Source organism: Priestia sp. BR_2, assembly GCF_041954005.1.
GTDB lineage: Bacteria > Bacillota > Bacilli > Paenibacillales > Paenibacillaceae > Paenibacillus_AQ > Paenibacillus_AQ lautus_A.
In genome coordinates this window covers 1-13729 of record NZ_JAVFHM010000259.1, presented here as the reverse complement: position 1 = coordinate 13729, position 13729 = coordinate 1, and the positions used below count along the sequence as shown (strand labels likewise).

Annotated in this window: 10 protein-coding genes and 1 pseudogene; 8 read left to right on the top strand and 3 right to left on the bottom strand. The window is 52.9% G+C overall.

Going from position 1 to position 13729, the window contains the following annotated elements:
- Positions 1-226 precede the first annotated feature (226 nt).
- The 4 genes from RB298_RS20585 (at position 227) to RB298_RS20570 (ending at position 3595) form a co-directional block, all read left to right on the top strand.
- Complete coding sequence (locus tag RB298_RS20585) at positions 227-844, top strand: ribonuclease HII (RefSeq protein ID WP_009590921.1); 618 nt, start codon at positions 227-229, stop codon at positions 842-844.
- An 80-nt stretch (positions 845-924) separates the two neighbouring features.
- Entirely contained in the window at positions 925-2904 is a 1980-nt protein-coding gene (locus RB298_RS20580) for a hypothetical protein (RefSeq protein ID WP_486048310.1), read from the top strand.
- A complete protein-coding gene (locus tag RB298_RS20575; RefSeq protein WP_015736344.1) occupies positions 2901-3215 on the top strand; it encodes an EscU/YscU/HrcU family type III secretion system export apparatus switch protein in 315 nt (104 codons plus the stop codon). Before RB298_RS20580 ends, RB298_RS20575 begins: the two co-directional genes overlap by 4 nt.
- Positions 3212-3595: a YraN family protein gene (locus tag RB298_RS20570; RefSeq protein WP_486048307.1), complete on the top strand. Its 384-nt coding sequence runs from the start codon at positions 3212-3214 to the stop codon at positions 3593-3595. The genes RB298_RS20575 and RB298_RS20570 overlap by 4 nt, the downstream gene beginning before the upstream one ends.
- A 91-nt stretch (positions 3596-3686) precedes the next feature.
- Here RB298_RS20570 and RB298_RS20565 read toward each other — a convergent pair whose 3' ends face one another.
- Together RB298_RS20565 and RB298_RS20560 are read right to left on the bottom strand one after the other, a co-directional pair.
- Positions 3687-4493 carry an N-acetyltransferase gene (locus tag RB298_RS20565; RefSeq protein WP_228468881.1) on the bottom strand — a complete coding sequence of 269 codons (807 nt, stop codon included), beginning with the start codon at positions 4491-4493 and terminating at the stop codon, positions 3687-3689.
- Positions 4494-4510: 17 nt separating this feature from the next.
- A complete protein-coding gene (locus RB298_RS20560) occupies positions 4511-6124 on the bottom strand; it encodes a YifB family Mg chelatase-like AAA ATPase (protein ID WP_486048305.1) in 1614 nt (537 codons plus the stop codon).
- A 374-nt stretch (positions 6125-6498) separates the two neighbouring features.
- Here RB298_RS20560 and RB298_RS20555 point away from each other — a divergent pair, with 374 nt between their 5' ends.
- From RB298_RS20555 to RB298_RS20545, 3 genes are all read left to right on the top strand, one after another.
- On the top strand, positions 6499-8034 hold the full coding sequence (locus RB298_RS20555; RefSeq protein ID WP_228468882.1) for an ABC transporter substrate-binding protein: 1536 nt from the start codon (positions 6499-6501) through the stop codon (positions 8032-8034).
- Between the two features lie 141 nt (positions 8035-8175).
- Positions 8176-9102, top strand: coding sequence for an ABC transporter permease (locus tag RB298_RS20550; protein ID WP_375120311.1), 927 nt, complete (start codon positions 8176-8178; stop codon positions 9100-9102).
- A gap of 12 nt (positions 9103-9114) precedes the next feature.
- On the top strand, positions 9115-9978 hold the full coding sequence (locus RB298_RS20545; protein WP_119847452.1) for a carbohydrate ABC transporter permease: 864 nt from the start codon (positions 9115-9117) through the stop codon (positions 9976-9978).
- A gap of 21 nt (positions 9979-9999) precedes the next feature.
- Here RB298_RS20545 and RB298_RS20540 read toward each other — a convergent pair whose 3' ends face one another.
- Positions 10000-12240, bottom strand: coding sequence for a helix-turn-helix domain-containing protein (locus tag RB298_RS20540; protein WP_486048301.1), 2241 nt, complete (start codon positions 12238-12240; stop codon positions 10000-10002).
- 499 nt (positions 12241-12739) lie between these two features.
- On the opposite strand from RB298_RS20540, the pseudogene sucC reads away from it, so the two are divergent.
- Positions 12740-13675, top strand: a pseudogene (sucC, locus tag RB298_RS20535) (ADP-forming succinate--CoA ligase subunit beta); the annotation flags it as partial.
- Positions 13676-13729 lie beyond the last annotated feature (54 nt).

The window sequence follows — 13729 nt, the reverse complement described above, 5'->3', positions numbered from 1 at the left end:
AAGGGAAGAGCTGCCGCTGTCGGCGGCTCTTTTTTTCGGGGAGTATAACCGATGGTTCGCCGATGGACGAACCCATTCCTGCCGGGATGCGGAACGGGATAAAAGGGTGACGCTCCCTGGCGAGTATGATACTCTAGAAGAGTTACTAGATTGATAGAATAGATGCGATACACCGTGTGAACGAATAGGCAACAAACGGTAATTCGGAACCAAAGGGGTTAAACCTATGACAGATTTATTAATGTACGAGCGAGAGTATTGGAGCCGTTATATACATATTGCAGGCATCGACGAGGTCGGCCGCGGTTGTTTGTTCGGCGATGTGGTCGCTGCGGCGGTCATTATGCCGGAGGGGCTGGTCATTGAAGGAATTAACGATTCGAAGAAACTCAGTGCCAAGAAGCGGGAAACCCTATACGACCTTATCATGGAGCAGGCGCTGGCGGTCGGCGTCGGTTTGGTGGATGCGGAAACGATTGACCGCATTAACATTAAACAAGCGGCAAGACTTGCGATGAAGAAGGCGATCGAGCAGTTGGCGGTTCCCCCACAGTTTCTGCTTGTTGATGCCGAGAAGGTGGATTGCGATATTCCCCAGCGTGCCATCATTAAAGGGGACGCCAACAGCCAGTCCATTGGGGCAGCTTCCATTATAGCCAAGGTCACCCGCGATAGGCTGTGCGAGGGGGAATGGGAGGCGCGTTATCCGGAATACGGAATCGCCGTACATAAAGGCTATGCTACCAAGTTTCACCGGGAACAGCTGCAGCTGCACGGACCTACCGCCATGCATAGAAGAAGCTTTTTGAAAAATATGGAGATTGAGCAATTGTCCTTGTTCTAGATTTCGATGCAGCCCGCCCTCGTCAAAAGGCGGGCTGCTGCCGATATATAAGGTAAACAGAAGGTGTGGGAGGAACTATCGTGAACATCGGATCGTTGATTCGCGGACTCCTGGGCGAGCAGAAGCCGGGAGACGCCAAGACGTTGGAACTTAAGCCGGGTCAAGTCGTTCGCGGTGTCGTTATGAACGTATCGGAGGACGGGCAGGAAGCGGTGGTGCAGATCCAGGGCGTTCAAGTGAAAGCGAAGCTGGAAACGCCGCTCCGAGCCGGGGAAACGGCTCTGCTGCAGGTTCAGCCGCCGGGAGAGGGAGGGACAGCCGTGCTTAAGCCTCTCAGCCAAACGCCGGGACAGCCGTTGTCCCCTTCATCCATGGCTGAGGTGCTGGATTTTGCGGGTCTACCGGATACGAAGGAAAACCGCGAAATGATCCGGGGCATGCAGAACGCGGGAGTTCCCCTGACGAAGGACAATATTGCCATGTTCCGAGAGGCTTTGGCCGTAAAGCCTCCTCAGATCCCGGCTGCGGAATGGGCGGAGTCGGCTGCGATCGCGTTTCACCGCGGACTGCCGATTAGCCCTGAAAGCGTAAAGGGACTGCATCAGGCCGTATTCGGACCCCAGCTGCATCAGCTGTTGCAGTCGCTGGAGCAGCAGCTGACGTCTGCTCTAAGCAACGGTATCGGAGGCGCAGCGGCTGCCGGGAAAAATGCAGCGTCCGCTGCGCCTTCGACGGCAGCTGGCGCAGAGGCTACCGCTGCCGCGCAGCAGCAAACAGCAGCGAACAATGCTGCCGGCGTTGCCGTGCAGGCCGGCTCAGGTCAGCAGGCGCTGCTGACCAAGCTGCAGGGCCTGTTGCAGCAGCTGCGCGGCGAGCTCGCGCAGCCATGGGCCAGCGGCGGCACGCCAGCTCTTGGCGAAGGGGCCGCAGGCCCTTCGCCAAAGCCGCCCACCCCCGGCGCGGAGCCGTGGGTGGGGCGGCTCTTGAAGCTGCTCGGTGCGGAGCACGAGCAGCAGGCCCTGCGCGGGGCCGGGACGGGCCCCGCGGGTGAAGCGGCGCGCGCGGGCAGCACCGCGCCGGCAGCGCCAGCCGGGCAGCCTGCGGCGACGCCCGGAAGCGGCACGGCCGCGGGCACGGCTCACGGCGCCGCCGCGCCCGGAGCGAATGCGGCCGTGACCGCATCGGCAGCTGCTCCAACGGCAGCAGGCGCGGCTGCACCGGCTTCGGCCGCAGCGCAGCCAACCGCTGCTGCGGCAGCCCAAGCTTCCCTGCCCGCCACTCCTGCCTCTGGCAGCGGGGGCGCAGCAGCGAATATGCCAGGAGCCTCCGCCACGCCAGGGAATGCGGCTAACGCGAACCAGCAGGCGCCGGGTATTCCGAATGCTCAGACCGGCGCCGCGAATCAGCCGGGCTTGACGCACCCGGTAACGTCAACCGTACAGCAGCAAATAACCCAAGGCGTGCATCCGGCCGCCATGGCTTCAGGGCCATCGGGGGATTCGTCGCTTGCCCTGCAGGATACCCTGAAAGGGGTGCTGCTTCAGGTGCTGTCCAGCCAGGATGCGCCTCCGGCGCTGAAGGAAGCGGCCCAGCAGGTCATTCAGCATTTAACGGGCCAGCAGCTCTTGCTGAATACCGATGGAACGGCGCCGTTCGCTCAGATCACGCTGTTCATACCTTTGCATGGCGCCGACGGGGAACAGACCGCGTCCGTACATATTCAATCCCGCAGAGGCCGTAAAGGCGAGCTGGATGCAACCAACTGCAGGCTGTTGTTCGACCTGGATATGAAGTTTCTGGGGCAGACCCTGATCGATGTGCAGGTTGTTGACCGGATCGTCAGCCTTAACTTTCGGAATGATCGGCCATTTGCCGCGGAGCTGTTCGAAGGGACCAAGCAGGAGTTGGCACAAGCCGTTTCGTCGATCGGCTACCAATTGCTGAGCGTCAAAACAGAACCGCTGCCCCTGGATTCGCTGCCGGCAGCAGAAGATTCCGTGCAGGGAACGGCAGCCGAATACACCCCTCAGGTTTATAAAGGGGTGGACATGCGGATATGAGCAAGCTAGAGAAAGAGGAAGGGTCAATCACCGCCATGAAAAAGGCGGTTGCGCTTAAATATACGCCCGGCGAAAGCGAAGCGCCGGTCGTGGTTGCCAAGGGACAAGGCAAACTGGCGGAGTCTATATTGGATAAAGCCAAAGAGCATGGCGTTCCCGTGCAGGAAGATGCTGCCTTGGTGGAGATTCTCTCCAAGCTGGATCTGGATCAGCAGATTCCGGAGGAGCTGTACCAGCTGGTTGCGGAAGTGCTGACGTATGTTTATCGTGCGGATCGTCAAGCGAAGGACGGAGGGATGATGCCGTCATGACCTCGCCATCCGGAAAAAAGGACAACCGCAAGAAAAAAGGAGCGGCTGCCGAAGAATTGGCGGCCGCCGCCCTGATTAAAAAAGGATACCGGATTCTGGACCGGAACTGGCGCTGCCGTTTTGGAGAATTGGACATCGTGGCGGAAACAGGGGAGACTCTTGTGGTGATCGAGGTAAGGAGCCGAAGCGGTACGACCCGCTTCGGCACGCCCTCCGAGTCCGTGAACGCCCGCAAAGTGATGCAGGTCCGTAACACGGCCCAGCAGTATGTTCACCAGAAGCGTTATTACGAACGGACGATACGTTTCGACGTCATTTCGGTTATGCTCCGGGAAGACATGACGGCAGATTCGATGGATCATATCGAGAATGCATTTTAAGTTGGATCTGATCCGAATCGATAAGAATAACCATAGAAACAGGTGAGGGCTCCTTGATCCCTCACCTGTTTCTGCATAATGGCCGTTCTCTTTAATACGAGCATACTTCCAGACAATTGTCGTCCAGGTCATAGAATGTAAAATAGGTTGCGCCGTATTCCAGGATGGTATCGACCCGTACGTTTTGTTTCCTCAGATGCCGATATGCGTCCTCCACGTTCGGAACGAAAAAATTAAACAGGGCATGCCGGCGCTCAAAGTATCTCTCTTCTTCTGTTGAGAAAAGGGTAAGGGAGGTTTGTCCGAACAGAATGCATTGATACTCCCCTTGCTCGCTCTCCCAGCCGATTCTGCCCCCAAGAACGCCTGTGTACCATTCTTTAGCGGCTTTTATATTCCTCGTGGGGACAAAGACGGTGTCAATATGCTGAAATATGGAAACGCTCATGCTATCCTTCCTCTCGGCTTTTTTCTTGCTCCAAATCATAATATGCTCTTGTTGCCCTGTATCGGGATCCACGGTTTCTTCAAGGCGTTCAAAACCGTTCTTCGCGTAGAAGCGGAGTGCCCTTTGGTTATCCGCATATACCCGAAGCTTCAACGTATCCCGAAGGTCCATGGCATAGCGAAGAAGGGCTTTCCCCCATCCTTGATTTTGGCGGCTTGGATCGATGAACAATGCCGCTAAATCCTCGCCTACAAGGGAAACAAAGCCCCGGACTTGACCTGATTCCTCCAATAGATAAGTTTCGGCCATCGGGAGGTATACCTCCCGCATGTCCTCCTGCTTGGATTCCCAATACTCGGCGGGTATAAAATGATGCGCCTCTTTGGAAGCGGCCAGCCATATTTCGATAAGGACATTTAGATCTTCATTGGTCATCTGTCTGATCATCATAGGGTATCGACTCCATTTCATAAACGGTGGGTTTCTTCGGTTGCTATATATTGGCGATCCAGTTGTCGGTATTGAATCGCTTCGGCGACATGCCGGCTTTGAATGCCGTCGGATGCCTCGAGATCGGCGATGGTTCGGGCCAGCTTCAGGATTCGGTCATATGCGCGCATGCTCAGGCCCAGCGTATCGATGGTTGCTTGCAGGAGCTCTGCCGACTCCTTGTCCAGGCTCGCATGTTTTCTCAGAAAGCTGCCGAACAGTTCGCTGTTCCAGCCGAATGGCAGCCCGTCATAGCGTTTCAATTGAATTGCTTGTGCCGCATAGACCTGATCCCGCATGTGCTCGGAGGATAGGGGCGGCGTGCTTCCCGGCCATTCCTTGGGGCGAGGCACGTCCACTTGAAGGTCGATCCGATCCATCAAGGGGCCCGAGATTTTCGCCCGGTATTGGGCGATCCGCGAAACGCTGCAGGTGCATCGCTGATGAGGATGGTCGCTGCCGTAGTAACCGCACGGACAGGGATTCATCGAACAAGCCAGCATGAAATGCGCCGGGAAGGTAAAAACCGCCCGGGCTCTGCTTATGGTCACCTCACGATCCTCCAGAGGCTGACGCAGCACCTCCAGCACATGCCTTGAGAACTCGGGAAGCTCATCAAGGAACAGAATGCCTTTATGGGCCAGACTGACCTCTCCCGGCTTCGGAATGGTTCCTCCTCCGATGAGGCCGCCGGCTGAGATGGTATGATGGGGAGACCGGAAGGGACGTCTTTTCATCAGCCCATCGGATGGTTTTAGCTTCCCGGCAGCGCTGAATATTTTCGTCGTCGTCAACGCTTCTTGGTCGGCCAGCGGCGGAAGTATGGTGGGAAGGCGCTTCATCAGCATCGTTTTACCGGTACCGGGGGGCCCGATGAGAAGGATATTGTGCATGCCGGCCGCGGCGATGGTCAGGGCGCGTTTGATATGCTGCTGCCCGATCACGTCTCTATAGTCTTCAAGCTGTTTGCCCTGATCGCTGCTTTCTTGCGATCTGCTTGCATTCATCGATCGGTCGTACCGGAGCTGTGAGAGCGAAACGGTAACAGTGCCATCTCCTGCTGCTTCACTACGGCGAGTGGTTTCTGCTGGTGGATTCGGGACGAGCTCATTCAAATGACCGAGCCCATAGACCTCGATTCCTCCGATTAAAGCAGCTTCCGCCGCGTTTTCCCGCGGAAGAAGAACGCCGGCATACCCTTCTTTTTGGGCTTGTTCCACCATCGGAAGAACTCCCGTCACGGGCCTGAGCGTGCCATCGAGTGCAAGCTCGCCGATGATCAATATTCGATCGGCATTCGAGAAGGCCCACTGCTCGCTTGTCAGCAAAATGCCGACGGCGATCGCCAGATCGAAGGAGGAACCTTCCTTGCGCAGGTCAGCAGGGGCAAGATTGACGGTCACCCGTTTCAGTGGATAAGTAAAACCGCAGTTTTTAATCGCCGCCCGTACTCGCTCGACGGATTCGCGGATGGAGGAATCGGGCAGCCCGATGATGGCGGTTTGCGGCAGCCCGTTAGCGAGGTCCACCTCCACTTGAATGATGACGCCGTCAATGCCGTGCAAGCAGGCGCTATGAAGTTTTCCGTACATAAGAAAAGCACCTCTTTTCAGATATCAGTGGATTGTAACAAGAACGAACATCCAAGATTCGAAAAGGGTGCTTCCTCATTTTCGCTGGGTGATTCTAGTCCGTATTGTAAAAGTTTCCCTCCTGTCTGTCAATTCGCGAGTATATACTAAAAGCCCCGTCTTACAGGCAGAAACCCGGACAGGATGCGGAGTTTCGGCGATGAATGTACCGTATTTCAGATGATTGCCACTTTTTCAGATTCTGAGGTCTGGCCAATAACGGGAAGGATTGTGAATGGTCAATGAGCGGCTCCGGCAGGTACAATCAAATCCGTAAACGTCAAGACGGGTTGAGCGTCGAGCGTTACATAATCATACATAAGGGAGAGGGTTGCGTGAAAATTTGGAACCGAAAGCTGGGGCTGGCGGCATTGGCTGCCGTCATGACCGGCGCATTGTTGAGCGGCTGCTCGAAAGATAACGCGGCAAACGAGGGGAATCATGAAAGCGCTGATACTGGGAAGGAAATCACGTTAGAGATGATGACCTTTTCCCATACGAATTGGCCGTACAAGGAGAATTGGCCGATTTATAAGTACTTAAAAGAGGAAACCGGCATCTCCTTCAAGGTGCAACCCGTCATGAGCGATTACACCACCACGATGAACCTGGCGATATCCTCGGGCGAGATCCCGGATCTCATGATGGTCAACAGCCTGAATGCCGCCAACACGCACGGGGCCAGCGGCGCGTTCGTCGACTATTTCGAGCATCTGGATCAGATGCCGAATTACAAGAAGTTTCTTGATGATCATCCGGAGGTAAAGGCCGCTATACTGTCTCCCGAGGGAAAAAATTATTTTATGCCGTTGTACGGACTTGAGCAGCAATCCAGGCGTTCCTGGCTTTACCGGGACGATATATTCAAGAAACACAATCTGACGCCGCCCACGACTTACGACGAGCTGTATACCGTTGCGAAAAAGTTGAAGGAACTGTACCCGGACAGCTTCCCGATTGCCGTGTTCAACGGATTGAGCCCGCTGGTTAATATGGCACCTGCGTTTAATACCAACAGCAGCTATTATTACGATTTCGAGAAGAACGAATGGCGCTACGGACCGACAGAAGACAACTACAAGAAAATGGTCGAATATATGAATAAATTTTACGCGGAGGGCTTGGTTGCGCCTGACTTCATGGCACATAAACGCAAGCAATTTAACGATCTGCTGCTTCAGAACAAATCGTTTATCGCCAGCGACTACATCGGCATCATGGATGAGCTGCCGTTGATGCTGGGGGATGCATCGTCTGAGTTCAGTCTTGATTACATGGTTCCGCCTATCGGCACGCCGGATGGCAAGTCCCATAACGTGTTTGCCGGATTGCAGAGTGACGGCTTTGCCGTAGCGTCAAATTCCAAAGAGCGGGATCGACTGCTGCAGTACCTTGATTTCCTGTTCTCCCCCGAAGGGATTGAGCTGGCAACCTGGGGCAGGGAAGGCGAGACGTTCACGACGGAGAACGGGGTTCGCACGTTCAACGATGATTACAAAGAGTTTGGCGACTTAAGAACCAAAACGGGAATTGCGACGATCGGCGCTCACATAGTATTGGACATGACCGCATACGAGTCCATGTATTCACCAAAAATGCGGGAAGCGATGAAAATCGCACCAGACCATGAAACGATGCCGCAGCCAAGGCTTGCGTATACGAATGAAGAGAATGAAGTGCTGAGCATGGTCGGCGAAACCGTGAAGAAATTCCATGAGGAGCAGATTGCGAAATTCATTTTGGGACAGAAACCGATGGATGAATGGGACACTTACGTGCAAGAAGTGAACAAACTTGGCGTGCAGCAGGTGCTGGATGTTCATCAAAGCGCTTATGAACGGACGCAGAAATTCCTGAACGAAGCCAAGTAATTTAACCTGAACGCCATGCAGCCAGAGGAACCGCGGCGGCTCTCTTTTTCGGATCGGCTCTTCGGATGCTCGTTATGCCTGGTTCCGGCCCGCAGGGGGTGCCGCTTATGGATACCGCATGGATTTCGCTGCTAAAGGAGGATGCGTTTTTTGCAAGCACGGCATTCGAGTTTCTTGACCAAAGTGAAGCGGGATAAATACCTGCTGTTGCTGCTTCTTCCCTGTGCTCTGTATTACATCATTTTTAAATATGTTCCCATATTCGGCGTTTCGATCGCCTTCATGGACTACAACTTGTTTAAGGGAATCGCGGAGAGCGATTGGGTGGGGTTCAAATATTTCAGCATGTTTTTTAATACGCCCGACTTCTGGCCTGTTCTCCGGAATACATTTCTGCTGGGGTTGTATAAGCTGATTTTCGGCTTTCCCGCGCCCATCATACTTGCGTTACTCATTAATGAAGTGAGCAAATCTTTCTTGAAGCGGTTTGTCCAGACGGTCAGTTATCTTCCGCATTTCATATCCAACGTGGTTGTCGCGGGGATCGCGGTCATGTTTCTGTCGCCTACAGGCGGGGTGGTCAACCAGCTGCTGAATGCCATTGGGCTTGAACGGATCAACTTTCTGGTGGAAGCCTCCTGGTTCAGGTCGATTTATGTGACGACGGACGTATGGCAGCATATTGGATGGGGGACCATTATCTATTTGGCCGCATTGACGGCCATCGATCCGCAGCTATATGAAGCGGCGCGCATGGACGGAGCGAACCGGTGGAGACAGACGCTGAACATTACGCTGCCCGGCATCGCCCCGGCGATTGTGATCATCCTGATACTCGACATCGGAAAAATATTGGAGATCGGCTTTGAGAAGGTATACCTGCTTGCGACTCCCGCTACTTACGAGACGGCCGATATCATATCTACTTACGTATACAGAGTAGGCTTAACGCAAGGCAACTACAGCTATGCAACGGCGATCGATCTGTTTACCGGCATCATCAGCTTTATTTTCATTATCGCGGCAAATGCGTTCAGCCGGCGAGTCAGCGGAAGCAGCATCTGGTAGAGGAGGAACGTGATGAAACCGAAATGGAATTGGTTTGACGCCCTGAATGCCTTGATATTGACTGGGGTCGTAGGGGCGTGTTTATACCCGTTTGTCTACATGCTGGCCGTGTCCCTCAGCGATTCCGCCTCCATTGCCTCGGGGGAGGTCTGGCTGTGGCCGAAGGGCTTCAACCTGGATATGTATCAGTATGTGTTCGAGGACGGACGGGTGCTGAAAGGATATAAGAATACGCTGATATATGTCGTTCTCGGAACAGCGATTTCCTTGTTGGTGACGGCGCTGGGGGCCTATTCGCTGTCCAAGGCCAAGCTGGTCATGGGTAAACCGATATTGATGCTGATCGTGTTTACGATGTTTTTCAACGGAGGCATGATTCCGACGTTTCTGGTCGTGAAGGAGCTGGGCTTTGTCAACACCATATGGGGCATGGTGCTCCCAGGAGCCGTAGCCACCTGGAATCTGCTGATCATGCGGACTTTCTTCATGGGGATGCCCCAAGAGCTTGAAGAATCCGGCAAAATCGACGGTCTGTCCGAGATCGGAATTTTCTTTCGAATTGTGCTTCCGCTTTCCAAGCCGGTGCTTGCCACCATCGGATTGTATTATGCGGTGGGGATGTGGAATAACTTCATGGGTCCGCTGCTGTATTTGCGGGATGCCGATATGCAGCCGCTGCAGGTGATATTAAGAAACATCGTGCTGTCGGGCCAATTGACGGGAACGGATGGGCCTGTTGTAGGCGATATCGTGGTGGTGGAGGATGGTCTGAAGTTCGCTACCATCATGGTGTCCACCCTGCCGATCCTGCTGGTTTACCCGTTTATCCAGAAATATTTCGTAAAAGGAGCTTTGATCGGCTCCGTCAAAGGTTAAGCGGCCGGCCGCTCACCTGCCTTACCGGATCCAGTTGGTTTTCCGGTAATCGCCTGGTGTTTGGCCGGTTATTTTTTTGAACATGCGGATAAAGGAAGTGACGTTGCGGTAGCCGATCCGGGTGCCTACTTCCTGAATCGGCATGTTCGTCGTCTCCAGAAGCACTTTTGCTTTTGTTATCCGGATGGCATTCAATTGGTCGCTGAAGTTGCTCCCCGTCTTCTCTTTAATATACCCGGACAGATAGGTGGGTGACATGTTGAGTTTATAAGCGAGCTGCTCGAGCGATATTTCTTCGTTGTAATGGGACTCCAGGTACTGAATGACATATTGGATGATATCGTAATGCTCCTCCCGTTTCCGGCGGATCGCTTGGGTTGCATGGGCGAGCTCGTCGAGAAGGACTTCCCGGTATTGGGCGGGAGTTACGCTGTACGCAAGCATATCGGCATAATCCGGAAGCACGTCGGTATTGATCTTCAGCAGTTCGACGGTTCTTCTCATGCGGACCGAGACCGATTTGGCAAAATGGCTCAGCTGATCCGCCGTAGCCTCCTGCCGCTGCAACCGTTCCAATGCCCGATCGATCAGCATTTGGCAGCTGCTCTCGTTGCCCGCCTGCAAATTCACGTAAAACTCGTGTTCCTGCTCGGCGGTGAAGCCCGTTGCATCGCCGCGGAGTTCCTTCTCCCAGATAATCTGGGTTTCCTCAAGCGGCCGGGCTTGAAGCAGGAGCGACATGGCTTCCGCATAGGCTTGATCGAACTCCGAGGTCTGCTGGAAGACGGATGAAACCGCGATATTCACGAGATAGGCGCTTTGATCGTGATCAAATATCCGTTTGAGCTGGCTGAGGCTCTGCTGCAGCGTGTCTGATTTTTCCTGCGTGTACACGATGGATAAGATTTGTTTGCCCTCCATCTGAAGGGTGTGCGACAAGGGAAAGGCCTCTTGGATCTGCAGCGTGATGATGTCCTTGATTTTGCCGGTTGCCCGTGTCATCAAGGCATCGAGCTTTGGAGTCGGGTTATGACGGTACCTCAATTGATAGACGATGACCATGAATGCTCCTTCGCCGACCCAAAGTTCTTTGGAAGCGGCGGTATCGATGGCAATGTTCTTGAACTGTGCCAAATAATGATAGCTGGTTAAGAGCGGTTTGGTTTGGTCCATCCATTCCTTGATCATCTTGCGCTCGTGCTGCAATCCCTTCAGATGGTTGGAAATGGCGCTGAATTCGGCGATGCTTCCTTGATACAGCTCCATCTCCGTTTGGCCCAGTCCCGTCACCATTCTCTTCAGCGGTTGGTTGATATTGCGAGAGAAGACCCACGATGCCAACGTGCCTATTAGCAGGGTGGCGGCAAATAACAGCACGGCAATCCAGTTCATGCGGCTGATGCTTTGATTAAGTTCGTTGTGCGGAATGATGGAGATATAGGTAAGACCGGAGCGTGCCCCTTTTTCGAAAAAATAGTACGATCCCTTCTCCATGATCCAATCCGACTGGCCGTCCCATTCCGGAAGCGGCTGGGAAGCCGTGTCCGGCAAGGATTCATACAGTTTCGTTCCCTTCGGGTCCAACAGCACGAAACGGGAACCGGCCATTCCTTTATAGGATTCATACCAGCTTTTCATATTCACGAAAGCTATGATTTGCCAGGGGCTTCCTTGCACATCAGCGACTAACGGCAGCAGCTGCACCTCGCTCTTCTCGGTCCCGATGGAGAAGGCGCTGCTGGGAAGCATTTGCATAAACCCATTGGCGGGCACTGTCTTTTTCCAGAACTCGTACGGATAGGAATTGCTGATGTAATAATGCTTGAACATGCGGTCATCGTTAACGATGCCGTCCCGTTCAAGCAGGAAGGCATGATTCCGGTAGTAGATCATGACATTATTCAAGTGATAGTATGGCTGGCTGACCAGGGTCCGAATCTGATCCGTCACCATTTCAACTTGCAGATAATCGATTCCTTTCTTTCCGCCGGCATCGGCCTGCCTGCTGATATTGCCGACGAATTCGTTATGCTGAAGGTTGAGGAGAAGGCTTTTCCAGGTGGAATATTGCTTCTCGAAATTGTCGACGGTGTTTCGAATCAGGGTCAGATTATATTTGACGATCTCATTGTTCACATTGCGGGAATAGAAGGTCATCGACCATAGGTTGTAGGAGGAGAGCAGGATAATCACGACGAGAAAATAGACCAACATTTTGACGAATAATGAATGAAGCGGAAAAAACGATTTCAACCATTTCATGCTGAATCTCCTTATGAACACGCCTACTTGTCTTTCTCTTTCCAAATCATTCTACCGGATCGCACAGAAAGGATAAAGAGTTTTATAATGCGTCACAGTTTGATCTTACTAAAAAGGGATTTAATGGTATAATAGTAACGAATGCACTAATTCTATGAGGAATGGAGGGGGAATCGAAATGACGATATTATGGGAAAATATCTTAATTATGGTTGCAGCAGGATTGCTTGGCATTGCCATTGTGGTGTTAGGCATTATAGGTTTGATACATTATGCGCGAAAAAACAATTAAGAATACATATATTTCCAATTTATATCTGGAAGGAATCATACCCATGCCAAATCGAGTGGATAAACGGTGAACTTTTTAAGGTAAGCGTTTTAAAAACATGTTACAATAGCTTGGGTTTAATATATAAAGGTTGACAGTGCCAACTTTCATAGATTGGTTCCGTGTCAGCCAGCCTTGTTCCAGTCATGTTGATAGGAGGATTCGAGAATGAATATCCATGAATATCAAGGAAAACAAGTACTGAAGCAATATGGAGTAGCTGTTCCGAACGGCAAGGTAGCGTTTACGGTGGAAGAAGCAGTTGAAGCTGCGCAATCTTTGGGCAGTCCCGTAACCGTTGTCAAAGCGCAGATCCACGCAGGCGGCCGCGGTAAAGCCGGCGGCGTTAAAGTGGCGAAGAACCTGGACGAGGTTCGTGCTTATGCCGAAGAAATTCTGGGCAAGGTGTTGGTGACTCACCAAACGGGTCCGGAAGGCAAGGAAGTCAAGCGTCTCCTTATTGAAGAGGGCTGCGATATTCGCAAAGAGTACTATATCGGGGTGGTCGTTGACCGCGCTACCGGCCGTGTCGTCATGATGGCGTCCGAGGAAGGCGGTACCGAAATCGAAGAGGTTGCAGCAGCAACTCCTGAGAAAATTTTCAAAGAAGTCGTGGATCCGGCGATCGGACTTCAAACATTCCAAGCGCGGAAATTAGCGTATTCCATTAATATTCCGAATGAACTGGTAGGTAAAGCCGTTCAGTTCATGCTGGCCTTGTATAAGGCATTCGTAGAGAAGGATTGCTCTATCGCTGAAATCAATCCGCTTGTCGTAACCGGTGACGGAAACGTCATGGCTCTCGATGCCAAACTCAATTTCGATTCCAATGCGTTGTTCCGTCATAAGGACATCTTGGAACTGCGCGATCTGGATGAGGAAGACGAGAAGGAAATCGAAGCGTCCAAATACGACTTGAGTTACATAGCTCTCGACGGCAACATCGGCTGCATGGTTAACGGCGCAGGTCTTGCCATGGCTACGATGGCTATCATCAAGTATTATGGCGGCGACCCTGCCAACTTCCTTGATGTTGGGGCCGGCTCAACAACGGAGAAGGTAACGGAAGCCTTCACGCTTATTTTGGCCGAGCCTCAAGTAAAATGAATATTTGTCAACCTTTTCGGGCGCATTTTCCGTTGAGGTGTTAGTACTTAC